Consider the following 17,866-nt stretch of genomic DNA (forward strand, 5'->3'; position numbering starts at 1 on the left):
TTACTCCTTCGGTTGCGTTGGCATCTCCGGCGCAGCCTGTTGTGCGCCGGTTTGATGGAGGGATGATGACGCAGGATAACGGTTGCAACAATTGCAACAATAATTGGGAATGAATTGCTGTTTATGAAATTATCTTCTCGACCCGCATACCATTGCGGCACACGTGTCGACCCGCTCCGCGCCCTCATGCAAGTGTGAGAACGGGGATGACCGGCGGAGGGTTCCGTGAATTCGACGCGGCCTCAGTCTACCTCGGGATCGTATTCCCTCGGGCTCTCGTCCTTGGAGAACAGGACACAGGGCCCGCGTGAACCGCGCGGATCATAGGCATATCCCTTGGCGGTCAGCGCCTGCATGATATCGCGAACCCCCGCGAGACCGTAAAGATGGTCATGCAGTTCCACGAATATCCGCTCCACGCCGGTCAGATCGGCCCTGCCGAGCAGATCGCGTTCCGCGCCCTCGATATCCATCACGAGCGCGGTGATGCCCCGGCTGGCGATAAATTCATCGATATTGGCGGAGGAAATTTCGATGCGTTTTTCATAGGGGCCCTGATTTTCGTCCATGGACGACATCCAGAGATCCCTGCGGACGTAAAAAGGATAGGAGCTCGGCTCGTCGGCGGTGAGAAGCCCCTGCGAAAACACGACATTGCCACGGCAATTGGCCTTGATTACCCGCTCTGCCAGCGCCGCGGTGGAGGGGTTGGCCTCGAAGGCCCAGACGGAAACATCCTCGATGCCGGCGATGATCGAGGTGATGATCCCGATACCGGAGCCCAGCTCCAGCACCCGATCGCCGGGCTTGATGGCTTTCAGGACGCTGCGGGCCTCTTTCGCCTCATAGCTGCCGTCGGTCAGCGCCTGCCAGATGACCGGCGACACCTCATCGGAAGAGAGGGGAAGGGCAACTCCATGCACGTCCAGTATTTCCATGTCTCAAGCCTTCTCGCAAAACCCGGCCGCTTTGTCGCAATGATCCCATATCGACCGGGAATGCTCTACAGCATCGTTGCGGCAACCGGTATCGGTTTTCGCAAGCAACGCTATGACGTGGTAAAAATTCAAGATACGACCGCCGCCGAAACAGGCGCGTCTCAGACGGAACTCCAGGCCACAAGCTCCTTGGCCGGCAACGGTCTGCTGATCAGATATCCCTGAACCTGATCGCAGCCCAGACGCCTGACGCATTCATATTGCTCTTCCGTCTCGATACCTTCCGCAATCGTCGTCATCCGCAGACTGCGGCCGACGCCGACCACGAATTCCACGATCGCCAGCGCGTCACGGTCGCTGGTGATATCGCGCAGGAACGAGCGGTCGATCTTGATCTTGTCGAAGGGCACGCCGCGCAAATTGGCGAGCGATGAATAACCTGTCCCGAAATCATCCATGGCGATCTGGATGCCGACGGCCTTCAGGCGCGACAGCGTGTTGATCGTCTGGTCGCTCTTGTTGAGCAGGATCGATTCGGTGATTTCAAGCTCGAGCCGGCTGGGTTCCAGCCCGCTTTTCTCAAGCGCGCCCATGACGTTCTGGATGAGACTGGTACTGTGGAACTGAACCGGCGACAGATTGACCGCCACCTTCATGTCCTCGTCCCAGCCCATCGCCTCGCGGCAGGCGGTCTCCATCACCCATTTTCCGAGCGAATGGATGAGACCGGTTCTTTCCGCCACGGGAATGAACACGCTGGGCGGCACATCGCCCCGCACCGGATGTTTCCAGCGCAGCAGCGCCTCGAAACCGCAAAGCTTGCGTGTCTGCGTCGCCACCTGCGGCTGGTAATAGACTTCCATCTCGTCGTTCTGCAATGCGGTCTGCAGGTCGGCCTCGAAGGATTTCTTCTCGGTCAGCTGCTTCTGCATACGGACCTTGAAAACGCTCGCCCGGCCGGGGCCGATGGCTTTCGCCTCATAAAGCGCCAGATCCGCGCGCTTGAACAATTCATCCGCATCGACGGCGCCGTGCGATATGGCGATGCCGATGCAGGTGCCGATTTTGACCTCCTGCTCGCCCAGCTGGTAGGTGCGGCTGATCTGGTCGATGAGCTTGGTGGCAAGGCGGCGAGCGGCATCCTCGTTCAGATCGTCGGAAACGACGGCAAATTCGTCGCCGCCCAGACGGCAGACCATGTCGTAATCGCCGCCGATGCCCGAGAGGCGCTGCGCCACGGCCTGAAGCAGCGCATCGCCGGCATCGTGGCCGAGCGTGTCGTTGACGTCCTTGAACCCGTCGAGATCGAGCAGGAGGATGGCCGTCGTTCCCGTCCCGCCGAAGGATCGGCGCAACCTCTCGATCAGTTCCTGCCGGAACAGCGCGCGGTTCGGCAGTCCCGTCAGCGCGTCATGATAGGCGTCGTGTTCGAGCCGAACATTCTTCGCCTGCAATTCCAGCGTTGCGGCACGCAGATCGTCCGTCAGGCCGCGCATGCTTTTCTGCGCACGGTTCAGGAGATCGTTCTGGCGAAGCAGCAATATGACAAGCGCGATACCGCACAGGATCAGGCCGCCGGCCAGCGCGGTATAAACGATATGCAGCTTGCGCACATCCTCATGGGCCGTATCGATCAGATTGACGTCATAAGCGACGGAAGACGAGGCAAGCGTCGTCATCGGCGCGTCGAGCGCGCTCATCGTCGCCAGCAGATCCGGAACCTCGGCCGGATTGAGGTTGTTCACCTGCTGCTCCAGACGGGCCAGAACGGCATCGAGGCGGGTTACGAGATCCCGCCACTGCTGTTTTTCATTGATGAAGGCCCCGAGATTGCCCTGCTTCAAAAGCTCAAGCCGGCTCAGCATGATGTCCAGACGCAGTTGCAGCTCATCCCGGTCGATCTTGCCGGGATTGAGCGCGAACACGGCCAGCTTGTTCTGGAGGCGCAGATATTCGGCTACGGTCTGGCTGACGGCCCAGGAATCATTGTAGCGGGCAAATTTCTGCAGAGCGGTCTGCCGCTCGGCAATGACGAAAGCGATATAGCCCGTTGCCAGGACGAAGCAACAGATGATCACCGCCACAAGTTTTCGCAAACGGCACCTTTATTCCACTATCAGTTTGGCAACTTGCCATGCGGACCGCGAATAATAGGTCTGCTTCTGCAGCTCCGGATCGCTGTCATAGGGATAGATGACGAACAACGGGCCTTTTTCGCGAACTGTCATGTAATTGCCATCCAGCTTGATCGCCAGAATAACGTTAAATTTCTTAAAATCTTCAATCGGTATCGTGCTGACATAATCGTTGAGAGCGACTGCCGTGACGCTGGTGCCCTTTGCGCCGACGACATCCATCAATTTCGCCAGCGAAACACCATCGAAACGGACGCGGCCATCATGCCAAGGCGTCGTCGTCTCCACCGTCACCATGCCGAGCGCTTCCAGCATGTCACGATCAAATACCGCCGCACCCTCGCCATTCGTATTGGCGATGTTTCCGGATATGGTTAATATCGGCTTTCCTTGCGGTTTGGCAATTTCGCCGGCTTCGGCACAGGAAAGCCACGCGAGCGACAAGAACGCACTGAGAAGTACCCGGGCGAAACTCATACTTTTTCTCCATCGATAACGTTCAGGTCGAGGGTTTTCACCAACCTTTGAAGGTCAAGGGAACCGACGCTAGCAATATATATCAGGAATGGATGTTATATCCTCAGTGAGATTTTATCCGTATTTTCTCTAGGTTTTGAGTAAACCCTTTGGATAAGTTTTCCGTCTTATTGTATTTTTTCAGGCCACGCGTCCCATTATGACACAAGTGACAAGCTCCGGAGACCCCTCCCGATAATTCGTCAGGTGCGACAAAGGCCGAATTGTGGCGAGAGCCTTTCCGTCGTCGCGCAGCTGCATCTGATTCGCCTGAGGCAGCCGGATAAGCAACGCCCCGTCCGCGTGCCAGATTGAAATGACGAATGGCAAATTCTGCGTCACGGAAAAATCATGGCGATTGCCGGAGCGCACGGTTGAAACATACCGCCCGGGCCTTAATATAAAGGCTGTCGTTTCCGTTTCCGACAATTCCAGAAGCCCCCGTCGGAAATATCCAGACACATGTTCCGCGCAGCGAAAGCCGCGATGCCGGATATCGTCCGGCCAGGAAAATTCTGTTCACGTCTCCGGGCCGGACGGCATTTCGCCGTATCGGCCGCATCATGAAGGTAGCCCCTATGCACACCTATCCCGACATCAAACTTCTCATTGATGGCGAATGGCGAGACGCCGTTTCCGGCAAGACGATCGCCGTGTCCGATCCGGCAACCGACGAGATCATCGGCGCGATTGCGCATGCCGAGAAGGAAGACCTCGATCTGGCGCTTGCTGCCGCCGAGCGCGGTTTCAAGGTGTGGCGCGACACCTCGCCCTTTGAGCGTTCGAAGATCATGCGCAGGGCGGCCGACCTCCTGCGCGAGCGCAAGGACAAGATCGCCTACATCATGACCCGCGAACAGGGCAAGCCGCTGGCGCAATCGGGCACCGAGATCATGGGCGCCGCCGACACCATCGACTGGTTCGCGGAAGAAGCACGCCGCACCTATGGGCAGGTCATTCCAGCGCGCGCAACCGGCGTTTCGCAGCTTGCCATCAAGCTGCCGGTCGGTCCCGTCGCGGCGTTTACGCCGTGGAACTTCCCGATCAACCAGATCGTCCGGAAGCTTTCCGCAGCACTTGCCACCGGCTGCTCCATCATCGTCAAGGCGCCGGAGGAAACACCCGCATCGCCGGCCGAACTGATCCGCGCCTTCGTGGATGCGGGCGTGCCGGCGGGCGTCATCGGCCTCGTTTACGGCGTTCCCTCCGAGATTTCGGAATATCTGATCCCGCATCCGGTTATCCGCAAGATTTCCTTCACCGGCTCCACTCCCATCGGCAAACATCTGGCCGCACTTGCCGGCAAGCACATGAAGCGCGCCACGATGGAGCTCGGCGGCCATGCGCCGGTGATGATCTTTAACGACGCCGATATCGACAAGGCAATCGAAGTCACCTCGCTCGCCAAGTTCCGCAATGCCGGTCAGGTCTGTGTCGCCCCCACCCGCTTCCTCGTGCAGGACGGCGTGGCCGACCGTTTCCTTGAAGGTTTCGTGGAAGCGACGAAGGCCATCAAGGTCGGCAACGGGCTGGAAGACGGCGTCATCATGGGACCGCTCGCCAATGAGCGCCGCATTCCGGCGCTGGAAGGCCTCATCAACGACGCCGTTTCCCATGGCGCGGAATTGAAGACCGGCGGCCGCCGCATCGGCAACAAGGGCAATTTCTTCGAGCCGACGGTTCTCGCCAATGTGCCGACCACCGCCAAAATCATGAATGACGAACCCTTCGGCCCGGTCGCCATCATCAACCGCTTCTCGAGCTTCGATGACGCCATCACCGAGGCGAACCGCCTGCCCTTCGGCCTTGCATCCTATGCCTTCACCGGCTCGGTCAAAACCGCCCACGCGCTCGGCCAACAGGTCGAGGCCGGCATGCTGACCATCAACCACAACGGCCTTGCGCTTCCGGAAGTCCCCTTCGGCGGCATCAAGGATTCCGGTTATGGCACGGAAGGCGGCTCGGAAGCGGTTCAGGCCTATCTGGAGACCAAATTCGTCAGCCAGATGAGCTGAGTTGCGCAGAAACTTCTTCTCCCCGCCGGGGAGAAGATGCCCGAAGGGCAGATGAGGGGGCGAGCTCTCCGCATATCGCTACGCTCGCCCTCATCCCGCTGCCGCGACCTTCTCCCCGACGGGGAGAAGGCGAAACCGCAATCGCTCGATCCATTGTCACTCCCTGAAAGTTGCTCAGCACTATCTTGCCTCCAGCCCCTTCCTGCCCTAAAAGAACAAAAAGTGAACTTTGAGGGGCGATATGAGCGACGCGGCGGCACCGGCATTGAAGGAAATCTTCAACCGCGAGAAACTGCGGCATATCGCCGATGAGACCAAGGCCGTTCATCCGCCATTTGACGTTTCCGCCTTCATGGCGCTCGCCACCGAAAACCTTGAAGCGCTGGGCATCATGCAGCGCATGCGGCAGGTGGCGACGAGCCTGCATGCGACACTTCCCGGCGACTATGCCCGCAACATCGAAATCCTGACCGCCGCAGCGTCCGGCATCGGCAACGGTTTCGCCTCCATTTCGCTACCGGAATATGTGGCGCTCTACGGCCTCGATGATTTCGACCTGTCCATGGAAGCGCTGCATTATTTCACCCGCTTCGGCTCCTCGGAATTCGCCATCCGTCATTTTTTGCAAAAGGACTTAGGCGCCACCCTCGCCGTGATGGAAACGTGGTCGCGGCACGAGAACGAACATGTGCGGCGGCTGGCGAGCGAAGGCTGCCGGCCCCGTCTGCCATGGTCGTTCCAGCTCAAACCCCTGATCGACGATCCCTCGCCGGTCACCGCAATCCTCGACGCCATGAAAGCCGACGAGGCGCTTTATGTGCGCAAATCCGTCGCCAATCATCTGAACGACATCACCAAGGACAATCCCGCTTTCGTGCTGGGGCTGATCGATAGATGGCCGAAGGACAATCAGCATACACGCTGGATCACACGGCAGGCCCTGCGCACATTGATCAAGAAGGGCGATGCCGCAGCACTTGCCCATCTCGGCGCCATGAGGAGGCGGCAATTTCCCTTTCGGCATTTCAGGTTACGCCGGACAAGGTTGCGCTCGGCAATCCGGTGCGGATTGCAGCCTCCTTCACCTCGACGGCGAAACGGCCTCAGAAACTGGTGATCGACTACGCTGTGCACTACGTGAAGAAGAGCGGCGACGCCTCCGCGAAAGTCTTCAAGTGGAAAGAGATCGAACTTCAGCCCGGCGAGACATGCGCGCTGTCGATCAGCCGCGCCATACGCGATTTCACGACCCGCAAGCACTATCCCGGCATCCACAGGGTCGACCTGACGATCAACGGCAAGCTTGTGGCAGAAAGCGCCTTCGAGCTTCTGGGCTGATAGCGCCTCACACCGCCGGGAAAATTTTTGCCCGGCGGATGATGACGGAACCGCGGTCTCCGGCGGCGACATCGTTTTCCGGCGGCACGTCGAATTCCAGAAGGTCGCCGCCATCGGTGCTGGCGATCACCCGGCGCTCGCCCGCGCGGTCGAGAACCCGCGCCACAGAGGCCGGAATGCCCTCATGCAGATCTTCCCACTCCAGATCGCCGGGGCGGGCATAGATGTCCACCGCGCCGTCGCCTTGAGCATAGGAGAAAGGCAGCTCGTTATCGCCGACATAGACCTTGCCGCCACGCGCCACGCCGGACACCCGGTTGGTATCGCCGAGAAAGCGCATGACGAAGGCGCTGTTCGGCTGGCGGCAGACCTCCTTCGGCGTGCCCTGCTGTACGATCTCGCCCTGATTGAGAATGACGACACGGTCGGCAAGATCGAGCGCCTCTTCCTGGTCATGCGTCACGAAAATCGTGGTGATGCCGAGCGAATCGTGAATCTCGCGCAGCCAGCGGCGCAGGTCGCGGCGCACATTGGCGTCCAGCGCCCCGAAGGGTTCATCGAGCAGAAGCACCTTCGGATCGACCGAAAGCGCACGCGCCAGCGCAACGCGCTGCCGCTGGCCGCCGGAAATCTGCGCCGGAAAACGGTCGCCCAGCCCATCGAGCTTCACCAGCCGCAGAAGCTCTTCGACGCGGGCATCGATTGCCGCCTTGTCCCGCTTCACCTTCGAGACCTTCATGCCGAAAGCGATGTTTTGATGCAGGGTCATATGCGGAAAGAGCGCGTAGTGCTGGAACACGAAACCGACGCCGCGATCCCGCACCGGAATATTGGTGGCGTCCTCGTCGCCGAAAAAAATACGGCCGCCATCGCTATATTCGAGACCGGCAACCATGCGCAAAATCGTGGTCTTGCCGGAGCCTGAGGGACCGAGCAGCGCCAGAAGCTCACCGCTTTCGATATCCAGAGAAACATCGCGCACGGCGCGGAAGGTATCGAAGGTCTTCACCACATTTTCGAGGCGGATTTTCATGGGAATCAGGTCTCCGTGGCGATGGCGGCATCGCCGTTGGTCTTCTTGGCCCCGCGCCCGGCACCGCGCCGTTCCAGCGCCACCTTGGCGATGATGGTGACGACGGCGAGGGTGGCGAGGATCGAGGCCGAGGCAAAAGCGCCGGCCGTCTGGTAGTCGTGGTAAAGCAGCTCGATATGCAGCGGCAGCGTATTGGTCTGGCCACGAATATTGCCCGATACGACCGATACCGCGCCGAATTCACCCATCACGCGGGCGTTGCACAGCACGACGCCGTAAAGCAGCGCCCATTTGATGTTCGGCAAGGTGACCGAAAAGAAAGTGCGCCAGCCGGATGCGCCAAGCGACGTCGCCGCCTCTTCCAGATCGCGGCCCTGCGCCTGCATCAGCGGGATAAGTTCCCGCGCCACGAAAGGTGCGGTGACGAACATCGAGGCAATGACGATGCCGGGCAGCGCAAAAAGTATCTTGATGTCATGCGCATCGAGGAACGGGCCGAAAAGCCCCTGCAGGCCGTAAACAAAGAGATAGGCGACACCGGCGACGATGGGCGAAATCGAGAAGGGTATTTCGATCAGCACCAGCAGGAAGCGTCGACCGGGGAAATCGAACTTGGTGATCGCCCATGCGGCCGCAACACCGAAGGCCGTATTGACCGGCACGGCGATCAGCGCCGTCAGCACCGTCAGCATGATGGCGTGGCGGGTATCGGGATGGGTGATGGTGGCCGTATAGGCCTTCCAGCCCTGCGAAAAGGCCTCGACGCCGATGATGATAAGCGGCGCCAGGACCAACAGGGCGCCGATGACCAGCACAAAAGAAATCAGGCTGCGGCGAACGAGAGGCGAGTCGCCGACGCGTGGCGGTTTGCGATGTGAAGAAACGGCGCTCATCTCTCAGCCCCTCACCGTATAACGAAGCGCGCGCGCCTGCAGATAATTGGTCACCGCCAGCATCACGAAGGCGGTGATGAGCAGCACGGAGGCGATGGCGGCGGCCGCCTGATAATCATATTCCTCCAGCCGGATGAAGATCAGCAGCGCCGTGATTTCCGTCGAAAACGGCTGGTTACCGGCGATGAAGATGATCGCCCCGAATTCGCCGAGGCTGCGGGCGAAGGACAGCGACAGACCCGCCAAAAGCGCCGGCGTCAACAGCGGCAGGATGATCTTGCGGAAAATTTCGAGATCGGAACCGCCGAGCGACTGCGCCGCTTCCTCAAGCGCCGGATCGAGGTCTTCCAGCACCGGCTGCACGGTACGCACGATGAAGGGCAGGCTGGTAAAGGCCATCGCCACCATGATGCCGAGCGGCGTGTAAGCCACCTTGATGCCGAATTGCGAAAGCACCGAGCCGAACCAGCCATTGCCCGCAAACAGTGTCGTCAGCGCAATGCCGGCAACGGCGGTCGGAAGCGCAAAAGGCAGATCGACGATGGCGTCGACGATGCGCCAGCCGGGAAAGCGGTAACGCGTCAGCACCCAGGCGAGCGCCAGCCCGAAGATGACGTTGAACAGCGTGGCGGCGAGCGCGCAAAGCACGGTAACACGATAACTGGCCACGGCGCGCGGCGAGGAGATGATCGACCAATATTCGGCAGGGCCAAGGCTTGCCGCCTTGAACACCAATGCCGAGAGCGGCAGAAGCACGATGATGGCAACGTAAGTCAGGGTAACGCCAAGGGACAATTTCAGCCCCGGCAGAACATTCCGCTTCAAACCCCGCCCCCATTCATCAAAAAGCGACCCGGCGGTTTCCCGCCGGGTCTTTTACCTGTTGCGTATCGCTGTGATTAACGGCTGCCGTAAAGCGTATCAAGCGTCGCGCCGGATGCAAAATGCTCTTTCTGGATTTTGTCCCAGCCGCCGAAGACATCATCGACGTTGACGAGGCGAATGGCCGGGAACTTGTCCTTGAATTCGCCGACGACCTTTTCATTGTGAACGCGGTGGCCGAATTCGGCGGCGATGCGCTGGCCTTCCTCGGTATAGAGGAAGTCGAGATAGCTTTTCGCCAAATCGCGCGAGCCACGCTTGTCGACGACCTTGTCCACCACGGCCACCGGGAATTCCGCCAGCAGGCTGACGGAGGGCACGACGCCTTCCACCTTGTCTGCGCCATATTGCTTGGCGATGCCGCGGGTCTCGGCTTCGAAGGTGATCAGCACGTCGCCGATTTCACGCTCAACGAAAGTGGTGGTGGCGGCGCGGCCTCCGGTGTCGAACACCGGCGTATTGTCGAAGATTTTCTTGACGAATGCCTGAACCTTCGCGTCGTCGCCGTTGAACTTCTCCTTGGCGTAAGCCGTGGCGGCGAGATAGGTGTAACGGGCGTTACCCGAGGTCTTCGGATTGGGGAAAACGATCTTCACATCGTCGCGGGCAAGATCGTCCCAGTCCTTGATACCCTTGGGATTGCCGGCGCGCACGAGGAAGGACGGGAAGGAATAAAAGGGCGATGCGTCGTTCGCAAAATCCTTCTTCCAGTCGGCGGAAACGAAGCCCTGCTTCACCAGAAAATCGACATCGGTGACCTGATTGAAGGTGACGACATCGGCTTCCAGACCCTCGACGATGGCGCGCGCCTGCTTGGAGGTGCCGGCATGCGACTGGTCGACCGTGACGCCCGGATGCAGCTTGATGAACGCCTCGTTCTCGGCCGCGAAAACTTCGCGGGCGACATCGTAGGATGCGTTGAGAATGGTGGTCGGAGACTGCGCCTGCGCCGCACCTGCAAAAAGAGCGGCAATGGCAGTACCGATAATGAGAAGACGTTTCATGAATACCCCCGGCAATTCGAATGGTGCTCAACATAGCGGGCGGCAGCAACACCCGCGAGAAACAGCCATGCTTTCCGGGCGCGCGGATTGGAAATTTCACCCAAAGAATATCGGTTCCAAAGGCGATGATTTCATATACGGCAAGAAGCCGGATTTCTTTTGCGTCGACCTAAAGACGATGATCGGGAAACAGATTGCCGGAATGCGCAGCAAAATAAGGCGCAATGTCCTCCTCCCTCACCTCCTCCAGCCGTGCCGGTTGCCAGCGGGGATTGCGGTCCTTGTCGACCAGCGCCGCGCGCACGCCTTCGTAAAAATCATGCTGGCGCAATATTTCCGTGCCGGCGGCAAATTCCCGCTCCAGGCATTCGATGAGGCTCGCGCTTTCCCGGCCGAGACGCAGCAGCTTCAGGGTCAGTTTCAGACTGGTGGGGGAGCGTTTTTGCAGGACCTCGAGGGTTTCGCGCGAAAACGCATCCTGGCGCGCCGAAAGCGCAGCGAAAATCTCCTCGACCGTGTCGAAACGGAATGTCGCATCGATGATATCCCGATTTATGGATAAAACGCCTTCACCGGCCTCGACGGCGTGCGCCGCGATCGCTGTCTCGATGCTATCTGTATCCGCCGCTTGCGACAGATATTGGACCAGCCCCTCGAGACGGTCCGAAGGAACAAGATAGTCGGCAAAGCCGGCATAGATGGCATCGGCAGCGGTAACGGCATTGCCCGTCAACCCCAGCCAGGTGCCGCATTCGCCCGGCGCCCGTGGCAAAAGCCAGGAGCCGCCGACGTCAGGGAAATAACCGATGCCGGTTTCCGGCATGGCGAGTTTTGTGCGTTCCGTGACGATGCGGTGGCTGCCATGGGCTGAAATGCCGACACCGCCGCCCATGACGATGCCGTCCATCAGCGCGATATAGGGTTTGCCGAAGCGGGCGATGCGATAGTTGAGCGGAAATTCTTCCCGCCAGAAATCAAGCACCTGCGGGTCGCCCGCCTTGCCGAGATCGTGAATGATGCGGACATCGCCCCCGGCGCAAAGCCCCCTGTCGCCTTCTCCGGTCAGCACCACACAGGAAACACCGGCATCCTCTTCGAAACGCTGAAGCGCCTGAAACAGGTCGCGCACCATCGGCAAGGTCAGGCTGTTGATGGCCTTCGGGCGGTTGAGGCGAATGATGCCTGCCCCTCCCCGTTTTTCGACGATGACCTGCGCATCCGCTTCCGTTCTCTGTTCCAAGACCGCCTCCTCCGCTGCCCATTCATCCGGCCATCTTGGCGGCCCGGGCGCGATCACGCAACGTTGATCTTGTTCTGCGGGAACGTCTTTCGCTCAAACCGCTTTAACGGGCAGAAAATGCCAGAAATCCGTTTTCGCAATGCAGCATGTTTGCTTGACGCCCGGAAAATCATGGCATGTAATGGGTTCTGGAAATGCCGGCATTGATTCCTGTCGAGCGTGTGCCGGACCAAAGCGGAATGTCGCCTTCTCATAGGCGCTGTAAACAGCAACGGGAGACGAGCATGCAGGTTTCGGAACACGACTGGATCAGTAAACGGGCATATACACTCTGGGAAAAGGAAGGCCACCCCCATGGGCGCGACGCGCACCATTGGGAACAGGCCAAGCATGAATTTTCGCTGCTGAAGACATCGGAAGCGACGAAACCCGCAACGCGTAAGAAGGCCGCTCCCAAGGCCGCCGCTGTAGAAGCCGCACCGGATGCGGAAGCCCCGGCAAAACCCAAGGCCCGAGTGCGCAAGGCTGCCGCCGCGAAGTAGCGGCTCGTAAAGCCAAGTTGAAGCCATAAATGAAAAAGCCCGACAATCGTGCCGGGCTTTGTCTGTTTAGCGCGGGTCACAACCCGGATCGCCGATCCGGCAGCCATCGCGGAAATTTTCCGAAGCAGGCGCACGGCGCGGGTCATCCCATTGGCGACGCTCTGGGCGACGCTGGCCTTCATCCTGGTTCTGCTGGCCATCGCGATTGCGGTCGCGGTTTTCATCTTCGAAGCGGCGGCGGTCGTCGTCGCGACGCGGCCTGTCCTGATTTCTGTCACCCTGGTTCCAGTCGCCGTAACGACGTTCCCAGCGCCCGTCATTCGGGCCACCACCCTGGCGGGGGTCACGCCACTCGTCACGCGGACGCGGGCGATCCCAGTCGGCGCGGGGCGGCGGAGGCGCGGCGTTCCAGTAACCGCCGGACGGCGGCGGACGGCGCCAGCGGTCACGCTCGCGGTAAAAGTCGCGGTCGCGATAATAACGGTCCCAATAACGGCCGACTTCGAAGGTGATCACCGGCACGCCGAGATCGCGGTAATAACGCGGTTCGACATAGACCCGGTTCTGCCGGTAGGTCGTGGCGATGTAACGCCCGGCCACCCAGCCGCGACCGCCCACGAAGGAAACATCGCACCACGGCGTATCGGAAAGGCAACCGTGCACGGTGAGCGGCGCGCCATTCGGGATAACCACGACGGCCGGATAGGCCGTGCTCGGGCCGGAGCGCATATTCACATTCGCGGTGGCGAAACCCCGCGTCGCAGCTTCGGCAAGTGCCGGTGCGGCGAGCATGGCCACCAGCGCAATTGCGCCAAACAGTTTTTTCTTCACTTCTTTCTCCTCAAGCAAAGGCCCGCTTTGCCCTTGTCAGCATCCACCATGTTCGATGGACGAGTATGCGTTCCGCATACTGCCACGACCGGAAAATACGCGGTTCTGCATGAACGCAGCATGAAACAAATGAGGCATCCAATCAGTTCCACCTGCGGCAATCAGCGCCCGATAAATCACCGCCGGAATGGACCGCCGGTCTTGACTTCGGGGGTCAATCATCCGACTTCAATGCAACAGCAATATGGAGCAGAACCATGAGCGAAACCGCACAGACGACCGTCGACCAGAGCGAGGTGGATCGCTTCTCCGCGATGGCTGCGGAGTGGTGGAGCCCGACCGGCAAGTTCCGCCCGCTGCACAAGTTCAATCCGGTGCGACTCGAATATATCCGCAACCGCATCTGCGAAAATTTCGGCCGCGACCCGAAGGCGCACCGCCCGCTGGAAGGGCTGCGCATATTGGATATCGGCTGCGGCGGCGGCCTTCTCTCCGAACCCGTTGCACGCATGGGCGCGGATGTGGTGGGTGCCGATCCCTCGGAAAAGAATATCGGCATCGCCTCCACCCATGCCCGCGAAAGCGGGGTCAGTGTCGACTACCGCGCCGTGACTGCGGAGCAGTTGCAGGAAGCCGGCGAAACCTTCGACGTCATCCTCAACATGGAGGTGGTCGAGCATGTGGCCAATGTCGATCTCTTCGTCACCACCTGCGCGAAAATGGTGCGCCCCGGCGGCCTGATGTTCGCCGCCACCATCAACCGCACGCTCAAAGCCCGGGCACTGGCGATCTTTGCCGCCGAAAACGTGCTGCGCTGGCTGCCACGTGGCACGCACCAGTATGAAAAGCTCGTTCGCCCGGAAGAGCTCGAGCGGCCGCTGGTGGCAAGCGGCATGGATATCGTCCACCGCACCGGCGTCTTTTACAACGTGCTGCAGGATCGCTGGAATCTTTCGCCGGATATGGATGTCAACTACATGATGCTGGCGAAGCGGCCGGCGCAGGGGTAACGCATGGCGCTATTTGCGCGATGTCGTCTAAAAGAGTTCAGTTGACGTCGTCGGGCAGCACCGGCAGCGGCGCGATCTCGATACCCTCGTCCAGCAGGGCCTTGGCGTCCTGCGCCGAGGCATTGCCGATGATGCCGCGCTCATCCGCTTCGCCATAGTGGATCTTGCGGGCTTCTTCCGGAAATTTATCGCCGACATCTTCCGCATTGGCGCGGATATTGGCAACGGCCTCGCGGATTTTCGCAAGCGCCTCTTTTCGGGCGCTATCCATGGCGAGCGTCTGGCGTTCGTCTTTCTTGCGGGCGGTGGAAACCGAAGGCGCCATCAACAGCTTGGAGACCTGCACGGAATTGCAGACCGGACAGGACAGGAAACCGCGCTGCAACTGATCGTCGAAATCGTCGCTGCCGGCAAACCAGCCTTCGAACTCATGGCCCTTTTCACAGGCCAGCGCATAACGGATCACGCCGCTTCACCTCCGGCAGGTTTCAGGGGAATAACCGTGTCCAGACCAAACTCGCGGGCATTGCGGAGATTGGGAATTTTTCCGCGCGCGGCAGCCACCAGCGAGGTATCGATCTCGGCGAAGATGATCTCTTCGCCAGCGCCGCCGGCAACGGCCAGAACCTTGCCCCATGGGTCGATGATGATGGAATGGCCGAAGGTCTCCCGCCCGTCCTCATGCACGCCGGCCTGCGCGGCGGCGATGACGAAAGCGCCATTTTCGATGGCGCGGGCGCGCAGCAGGATTTCCCAATGGGCCTCCCCCGTCTGCCGGGTGAAAGCCGCCGGAACGGTCAGAACCTCCGCACCTGCCAGCGCCTCCGCGCGGAAAAGCTGCGGAAAACGGACGTCATAGCAGATTGCGAAGCCGAATTTCCCCAGTGGAAGTTCGGCGATACGCGCCACTTCGCCGGGTTGATAGGCAGCGCTTTCACGCCAGCTTTCACCATTGTCGAGATCGACATCGAACATATGGATCTTGTCATAGCTGCAGATGCGCGAACCATCCGGCGCGAAGAGAAAACCGCGATTGGCGATCTTGCCATCCGGGCGGGCAATGGCCGTGGAGCCGACATGGACATGAATGCCGAGTTCGCGGGCAAGACGGGCGGCCGTCGCAACGATGATATCGCCGTCGTCATCCCGCAGTTGCGCACGCAGCGCCTGCCTGTCCTTCTGGATTGCGCCCGTCATTTCCGGGGTCTGCACATAGACGGCGCCCTCGGCCGCAGCCGCACGCACCAGCCGTTCCATATCGGCGGCGTTTCTTGCCGGATCGACGCCGGAGCGCATCTGAATGGCGGCAGCCTTGAAACTCATCACATCCTCCATACCCGCAAGATCGCGGCCGATCAGGCGGCCAGTAGCGCATCCAGTTTACCGGCGCGCTCAAGCGCGTGCAGATCGTCGCAGCCGCCCACATGCTGGCCGTTGATGAAGATTTGCGGGAACGTCGTTCCGCCGGACTTCTCGATCATTTCCTGCCGGTATTCCGGCGTCGTCGTGGCGTTATACTCGGCATAATCCACGCCCTTGCTGTCCAGCAGCGCCTTGGCGCGCGCGCAATAACCACAAAAATCCCGCGTATAGATCGTCACCGGTGCCATGTTTTCAAAGCCCTCGCAAACGTGCGGTAAAACGCACGATAAAGTCATGTCATTCAGGTTTCATATAGGCCCGGAAATGGCCATTGCAAAGGTCAAAACCGTCACATCCGCGGCACCGGCCCTGCGCAGGGCGCGGCTTGCCGCACCCACCGTGGCGCCGGTGGTGTAGACGTCGTCCACCAGCACCACGCGCTTGCCATGGACATCGGTTTCCCGGCCGGGCGCGAGCGCGAAAGCGCCGCGCACATTGTCCCGCCGGGCGAGTGCGGAAAGCCCCACCTGCCGCTCTGTCGGCTTCACGCGCAGCAGCGTGCCGGCAAGCAAGGGCTTACCGGAGGCCCTGGCCAGATGCCGCGCCAGCTCGGCGGATTGATTGAAGCGGCGGCGCAGGAAACGGTTGCGATGCAATGGAACGGGCACGATGCAATCGCAGGCATCCACCGTTCCGTCACTTGCCCTCAGCATCCACAGCGCCATCAGGCGGGCGAGATCGGTCCGATCCTGATATTTCAGCCGGTGCACCAGCTTGCGGGCGGTTCCCTCGTGGCTTGCGACGACGCGCAGCCGGTCAAAAGGCGGTGGTTCGGCAATCGCCTGCGCGCTCACGAAACCGTCTCCGTGATCCCGCGCGAAGGGAATGCCCAGAACCTCGCAAAAAGGGCGATCGATAAAGGCCACATCGCGCCAGCAATCCGCACATAAGGCGCCCTCGCCGCCGGTCATGCGGGTGCAGCCCGCGCAGGTTGGCGGGTAGACCATACGAAAGACCGCACGCCACATGTCTCCCGCCGCCGCCGGCACGGCCGCAGACTTCGACAGCAAACCCGAAAACAGACTTTCACCAGCGCCCATGAGGTTGACTTTACCGCCGAACGGGTGCCTTTGCGAGAGCGATAGTTCCCTCCCGACACCGGGAAAACGATGCCCCAGGCGGCATGAGACCAACGATACGGCCCGCCGATCCCGAAGGCGTTTGAGGCCGAGCAGGCAAGACGATGGATATTCTCTTTGACCAGGCCCTGATCGAACAAAACCGTCGCCGGGCGTGGAACCAGCGCGACGACAAGGCCCTGTTTCTTCTCGATATGGCAGCCGAAGAGCTGGCCGACAGACTTGCCATCGTCGAGCGCCAGTTCGAGACCGCAATCGAACTTCACGGCGGAACCGGCGTCACCGCCCGACGGCTGGCGGAAACCGGCAAGGTGGATACCATTCGCCGTATCGAAACCGAAAGCTGTTTTGCGACGGATGCGAATATTCCCGAAGCCGCTTCCATGGAGCATCTGCCGCTCGAGGAGGCCTCCGCCAACCTCATCGTTTCACCGCTTGCCCTGCATCTGACCAACGATACGCCCGGCGCGCTGATCCAGATCCGCCGGGCATTGAAACCGGACGGCCTGTTTCTCGGCGCCATTCCCGGCAGCGGCACCCTGCAGGAACTGCGCGACGTGCTGCTGACCGCCGAGGCGGAGCTGACAGGAGGCGCCAGCCCGCGTGTCATTCCCTTCGCCGATGTGCGCGATGTCGGTGCGCTTTTGCAGCGCGCCGGCTTTGCGCTCCCCGTGACCGATGCGGAAAGCTACACCGTGCGTTACGATTCGATTTTCCCGCTGATGCGCGACCTGCGCGCCATGGGCATGGCCAATCCGCTGGCAAGCCGCAGCAGAAAACCGCTCAACCGCGCCTTTTTCCTGCGCGCGGCGGAGCTTTACGCCGAGCGATATTCCGATCCTGACGGGCGGATAAGGGCGACATTTTCCATCATCTATGTATCAGGCTGGGCGCCGCATGAAAGCCAGCAGAAACCGCTGAAACCCGGCTCCGCCAAGGTGCGGCTTGCCGATGCCTTAAAGACAACCGAGGTGAAGCTGTCCTGAGC

At 60.5% G+C, this 17,866-nt stretch carries 17 protein-coding genes and 1 pseudogene; 5 read left to right on the forward strand and 13 right to left on the reverse strand.

Annotation, left to right across the window (positions count from 1 at the left end; translation table 11 throughout):
* Positions 1 to 242 precede the first annotated feature (242 nt).
* The 3 genes from L901_RS03570 to L901_RS03580 form a co-directional block, all read right to left on the reverse strand.
* Complete coding sequence (locus L901_RS03570; protein WP_003522567.1) at positions 243 to 938, reverse strand: FkbM family methyltransferase; 696 nt, start codon at positions 936 to 938, stop codon at positions 243 to 245.
* A gap of 161 nt (positions 939 to 1,099) precedes the next feature.
* Positions 1,100 to 3,034, reverse strand: a complete 1,935-nt coding sequence (locus L901_RS03575) for a bifunctional diguanylate cyclase/phosphodiesterase (protein ID WP_035262519.1) — start codon at positions 3,032 to 3,034, stop codon at positions 1,100 to 1,102.
* 9 nt (positions 3,035 to 3,043) lie between these two features.
* Entirely contained in the window at positions 3,044 to 3,550 is a 507-nt protein-coding gene (locus tag L901_RS03580; protein ID WP_003522565.1) for a molybdopterin-dependent oxidoreductase, read from the reverse strand.
* A 617-nt stretch (positions 3,551 to 4,167) separates the two neighbouring features.
* Here L901_RS03580 and L901_RS03590 point away from each other — a divergent pair.
* Positions 4,168 to 5,604 carry an NAD-dependent succinate-semialdehyde dehydrogenase gene (locus L901_RS03590; RefSeq protein ID WP_059753560.1) on the forward strand — a complete coding sequence of 479 codons (1,437 nt, stop codon included), beginning with the start codon at positions 4,168 to 4,170 and terminating at the stop codon, positions 5,602 to 5,604.
* 241 nt (positions 5,605 to 5,845) lie between these two features.
* Positions 5,846 to 6,942, forward strand: a pseudogene (locus L901_RS03595) (DNA alkylation repair protein).
* Positions 6,943 to 6,949: 7 nt separating this feature from the next.
* Here the strand turns inward: L901_RS03595 and L901_RS03600 are convergent.
* The 5 genes from L901_RS03600 to L901_RS03620 all read right to left on the reverse strand — a co-directional run bounded on the left by L901_RS03600 (position 6,950) and on the right by L901_RS03620 (position 11,994).
* Positions 6,950 to 7,975, reverse strand: coding sequence for a sulfate/molybdate ABC transporter ATP-binding protein (locus tag L901_RS03600; protein WP_059753561.1), 1,026 nt, complete (start codon positions 7,973 to 7,975; stop codon positions 6,950 to 6,952).
* Positions 7,976 to 7,980: 5 nt separating this feature from the next.
* On the reverse strand, positions 7,981 to 8,868 hold the full coding sequence (gene cysW, locus L901_RS03605) for a sulfate ABC transporter permease subunit CysW (protein ID WP_059753564.1): 888 nt from the start codon (positions 8,866 to 8,868) through the stop codon (positions 7,981 to 7,983).
* A 3-nt stretch (positions 8,869 to 8,871) separates the two neighbouring features.
* Positions 8,872 to 9,693 carry a sulfate ABC transporter permease subunit CysT gene (gene cysT / locus L901_RS03610; RefSeq protein WP_003522560.1) on the reverse strand — a complete coding sequence of 274 codons (822 nt, stop codon included), beginning with the start codon at positions 9,691 to 9,693 and terminating at the stop codon, positions 8,872 to 8,874.
* Between the two features lie 74 nt (positions 9,694 to 9,767).
* Complete coding sequence (gene cysP, locus L901_RS03615; protein WP_035264351.1) at positions 9,768 to 10,754, reverse strand: thiosulfate ABC transporter substrate-binding protein CysP; 987 nt, start codon at positions 10,752 to 10,754, stop codon at positions 9,768 to 9,770.
* Between the two features lie 169 nt (positions 10,755 to 10,923).
* Positions 10,924 to 11,994 (reverse strand): enoyl-CoA hydratase/isomerase family protein, encoded by a 1,071-nt coding sequence (locus L901_RS03620; RefSeq protein ID WP_059753701.1) that lies wholly within the window; start codon positions 11,992 to 11,994, stop codon positions 10,924 to 10,926.
* 284 nt (positions 11,995 to 12,278) lie between these two features.
* Between L901_RS03620 and L901_RS03625 the strand changes: the two genes are divergently transcribed.
* Positions 12,279 to 12,536: a DUF2934 domain-containing protein gene (locus L901_RS03625; protein WP_059753567.1), complete on the forward strand. Its 258-nt coding sequence runs from the start codon at positions 12,279 to 12,281 to the stop codon at positions 12,534 to 12,536.
* 66 nt (positions 12,537 to 12,602) lie between these two features.
* Here L901_RS03625 and L901_RS03630 read toward each other — a convergent pair whose 3' ends face one another.
* Positions 12,603 to 13,367 (reverse strand): SH3 domain-containing protein, encoded by a 765-nt coding sequence (locus tag L901_RS03630; protein WP_031233675.1) that lies wholly within the window; start codon positions 13,365 to 13,367, stop codon positions 12,603 to 12,605.
* A 257-nt stretch (positions 13,368 to 13,624) separates the two neighbouring features.
* Between L901_RS03630 and ubiG the strand changes: the two genes are divergently transcribed.
* Positions 13,625 to 14,377: a bifunctional 2-polyprenyl-6-hydroxyphenol methylase/3-demethylubiquinol 3-O-methyltransferase UbiG gene (ubiG, locus tag L901_RS03635; protein WP_059753571.1), complete on the forward strand. Its 753-nt coding sequence runs from the start codon at positions 13,625 to 13,627 to the stop codon at positions 14,375 to 14,377.
* Positions 14,378 to 14,414: 37 nt separating this feature from the next.
* On the opposite strand, the gene L901_RS03640 is transcribed toward ubiG, so the two are convergent.
* Genes L901_RS03640 through L901_RS03655 form a run of 4 tightly spaced genes read right to left on the reverse strand, consistent with a single transcriptional unit; the run spans position 14,415 to position 16,839 of the window.
* Positions 14,415 to 14,843, reverse strand: a complete 429-nt coding sequence (locus L901_RS03640; protein WP_059753574.1) for a DUF1178 family protein — start codon at positions 14,841 to 14,843, stop codon at positions 14,415 to 14,417.
* On the reverse strand, positions 14,840 to 15,700 hold the full coding sequence (locus L901_RS03645; RefSeq protein ID WP_003522553.1) for a carbon-nitrogen hydrolase family protein: 861 nt from the start codon (positions 15,698 to 15,700) through the stop codon (positions 14,840 to 14,842). Before L901_RS03645 ends, L901_RS03640 begins: the two co-directional genes overlap by 4 nt.
* 32 nt (positions 15,701 to 15,732) lie before the next feature.
* A complete protein-coding gene (gene grxC, locus L901_RS03650; protein WP_003522552.1) occupies positions 15,733 to 15,987 on the reverse strand; it encodes a glutaredoxin 3 in 255 nt (84 codons plus the stop codon).
* Between the two features lie 60 nt (positions 15,988 to 16,047).
* Positions 16,048 to 16,839: a ComF family protein gene (locus L901_RS03655; protein WP_059753576.1), complete on the reverse strand. Its 792-nt coding sequence runs from the start codon at positions 16,837 to 16,839 to the stop codon at positions 16,048 to 16,050.
* A gap of 143 nt (positions 16,840 to 16,982) precedes the next feature.
* On the opposite strand from L901_RS03655, the gene L901_RS03660 reads away from it, so the two are divergent.
* Positions 16,983 to 17,864, forward strand: a complete 882-nt coding sequence (locus L901_RS03660; protein WP_059753578.1) for a methyltransferase domain-containing protein — start codon at positions 16,983 to 16,985, stop codon at positions 17,862 to 17,864.
* Positions 17,865 to 17,866: the final 2 nt, after the last annotated feature.

The sequence above is a fragment of the Agrobacterium sp. D14 genome (assembly GCF_001526505.1).
GTDB classification, from domain to species: Bacteria; Pseudomonadota; Alphaproteobacteria; order Rhizobiales; family Rhizobiaceae; genus Agrobacterium; species Agrobacterium leguminum.

What these genes read in the sequence shown, in the direction of transcription:
- cysP (WP_035264351.1), bottom strand. Translation starts at nt 10,754, where the DNA reads ATGAAACGTCTTCTCATTATCGGTACTGCCATTGCCGCTCTTTTTGCA.
- L901_RS03590 (WP_059753560.1), top strand. Translation starts at nt 4,168, where the DNA reads ATGCACACCTATCCCGACATCAAACTTCTCATTGATGGCGAATGGCGA.
- L901_RS03625 (WP_059753567.1), top strand. Translation starts at nt 12,279, where the DNA reads ATGCAGGTTTCGGAACACGACTGGATCAGTAAACGGGCATATACACTC.
- L901_RS03580 (WP_003522565.1), bottom strand. Translation starts at nt 3,550, where the DNA reads ATGAGTTTCGCCCGGGTACTTCTCAGTGCGTTCTTGTCGCTCGCGTGG.
- L901_RS03655 (WP_059753576.1), bottom strand. Translation starts at nt 16,839, where the DNA reads ATGGGCGCTGGTGAAAGTCTGTTTTCGGGTTTGCTGTCGAAGTCTGCG.
- grxC (WP_003522552.1), bottom strand. Translation starts at nt 15,987, where the DNA reads ATGGCACCGGTGACGATCTATACGCGGGATTTTTGTGGTTATTGCGCG.
- L901_RS03600 (WP_059753561.1), bottom strand. Translation starts at nt 7,975, where the DNA reads ATGAAAATCCGCCTCGAAAATGTGGTGAAGACCTTCGATACCTTCCGC.
- ubiG (WP_059753571.1), top strand. Translation starts at nt 13,625, where the DNA reads ATGAGCGAAACCGCACAGACGACCGTCGACCAGAGCGAGGTGGATCGC.
- cysW (WP_059753564.1), bottom strand. Translation starts at nt 8,868, where the DNA reads ATGAGCGCCGTTTCTTCACATCGCAAACCGCCACGCGTCGGCGACTCG.
- L901_RS03570 (WP_003522567.1), bottom strand. Translation starts at nt 938, where the DNA reads ATGGAAATACTGGACGTGCATGGAGTTGCCCTTCCCCTCTCTTCCGAT.
- L901_RS03660 (WP_059753578.1), top strand. Translation starts at nt 16,983, where the DNA reads ATGGATATTCTCTTTGACCAGGCCCTGATCGAACAAAACCGTCGCCGG.
- L901_RS03645 (WP_003522553.1), bottom strand. Translation starts at nt 15,700, where the DNA reads ATGAGTTTCAAGGCTGCCGCCATTCAGATGCGCTCCGGCGTCGATCCG.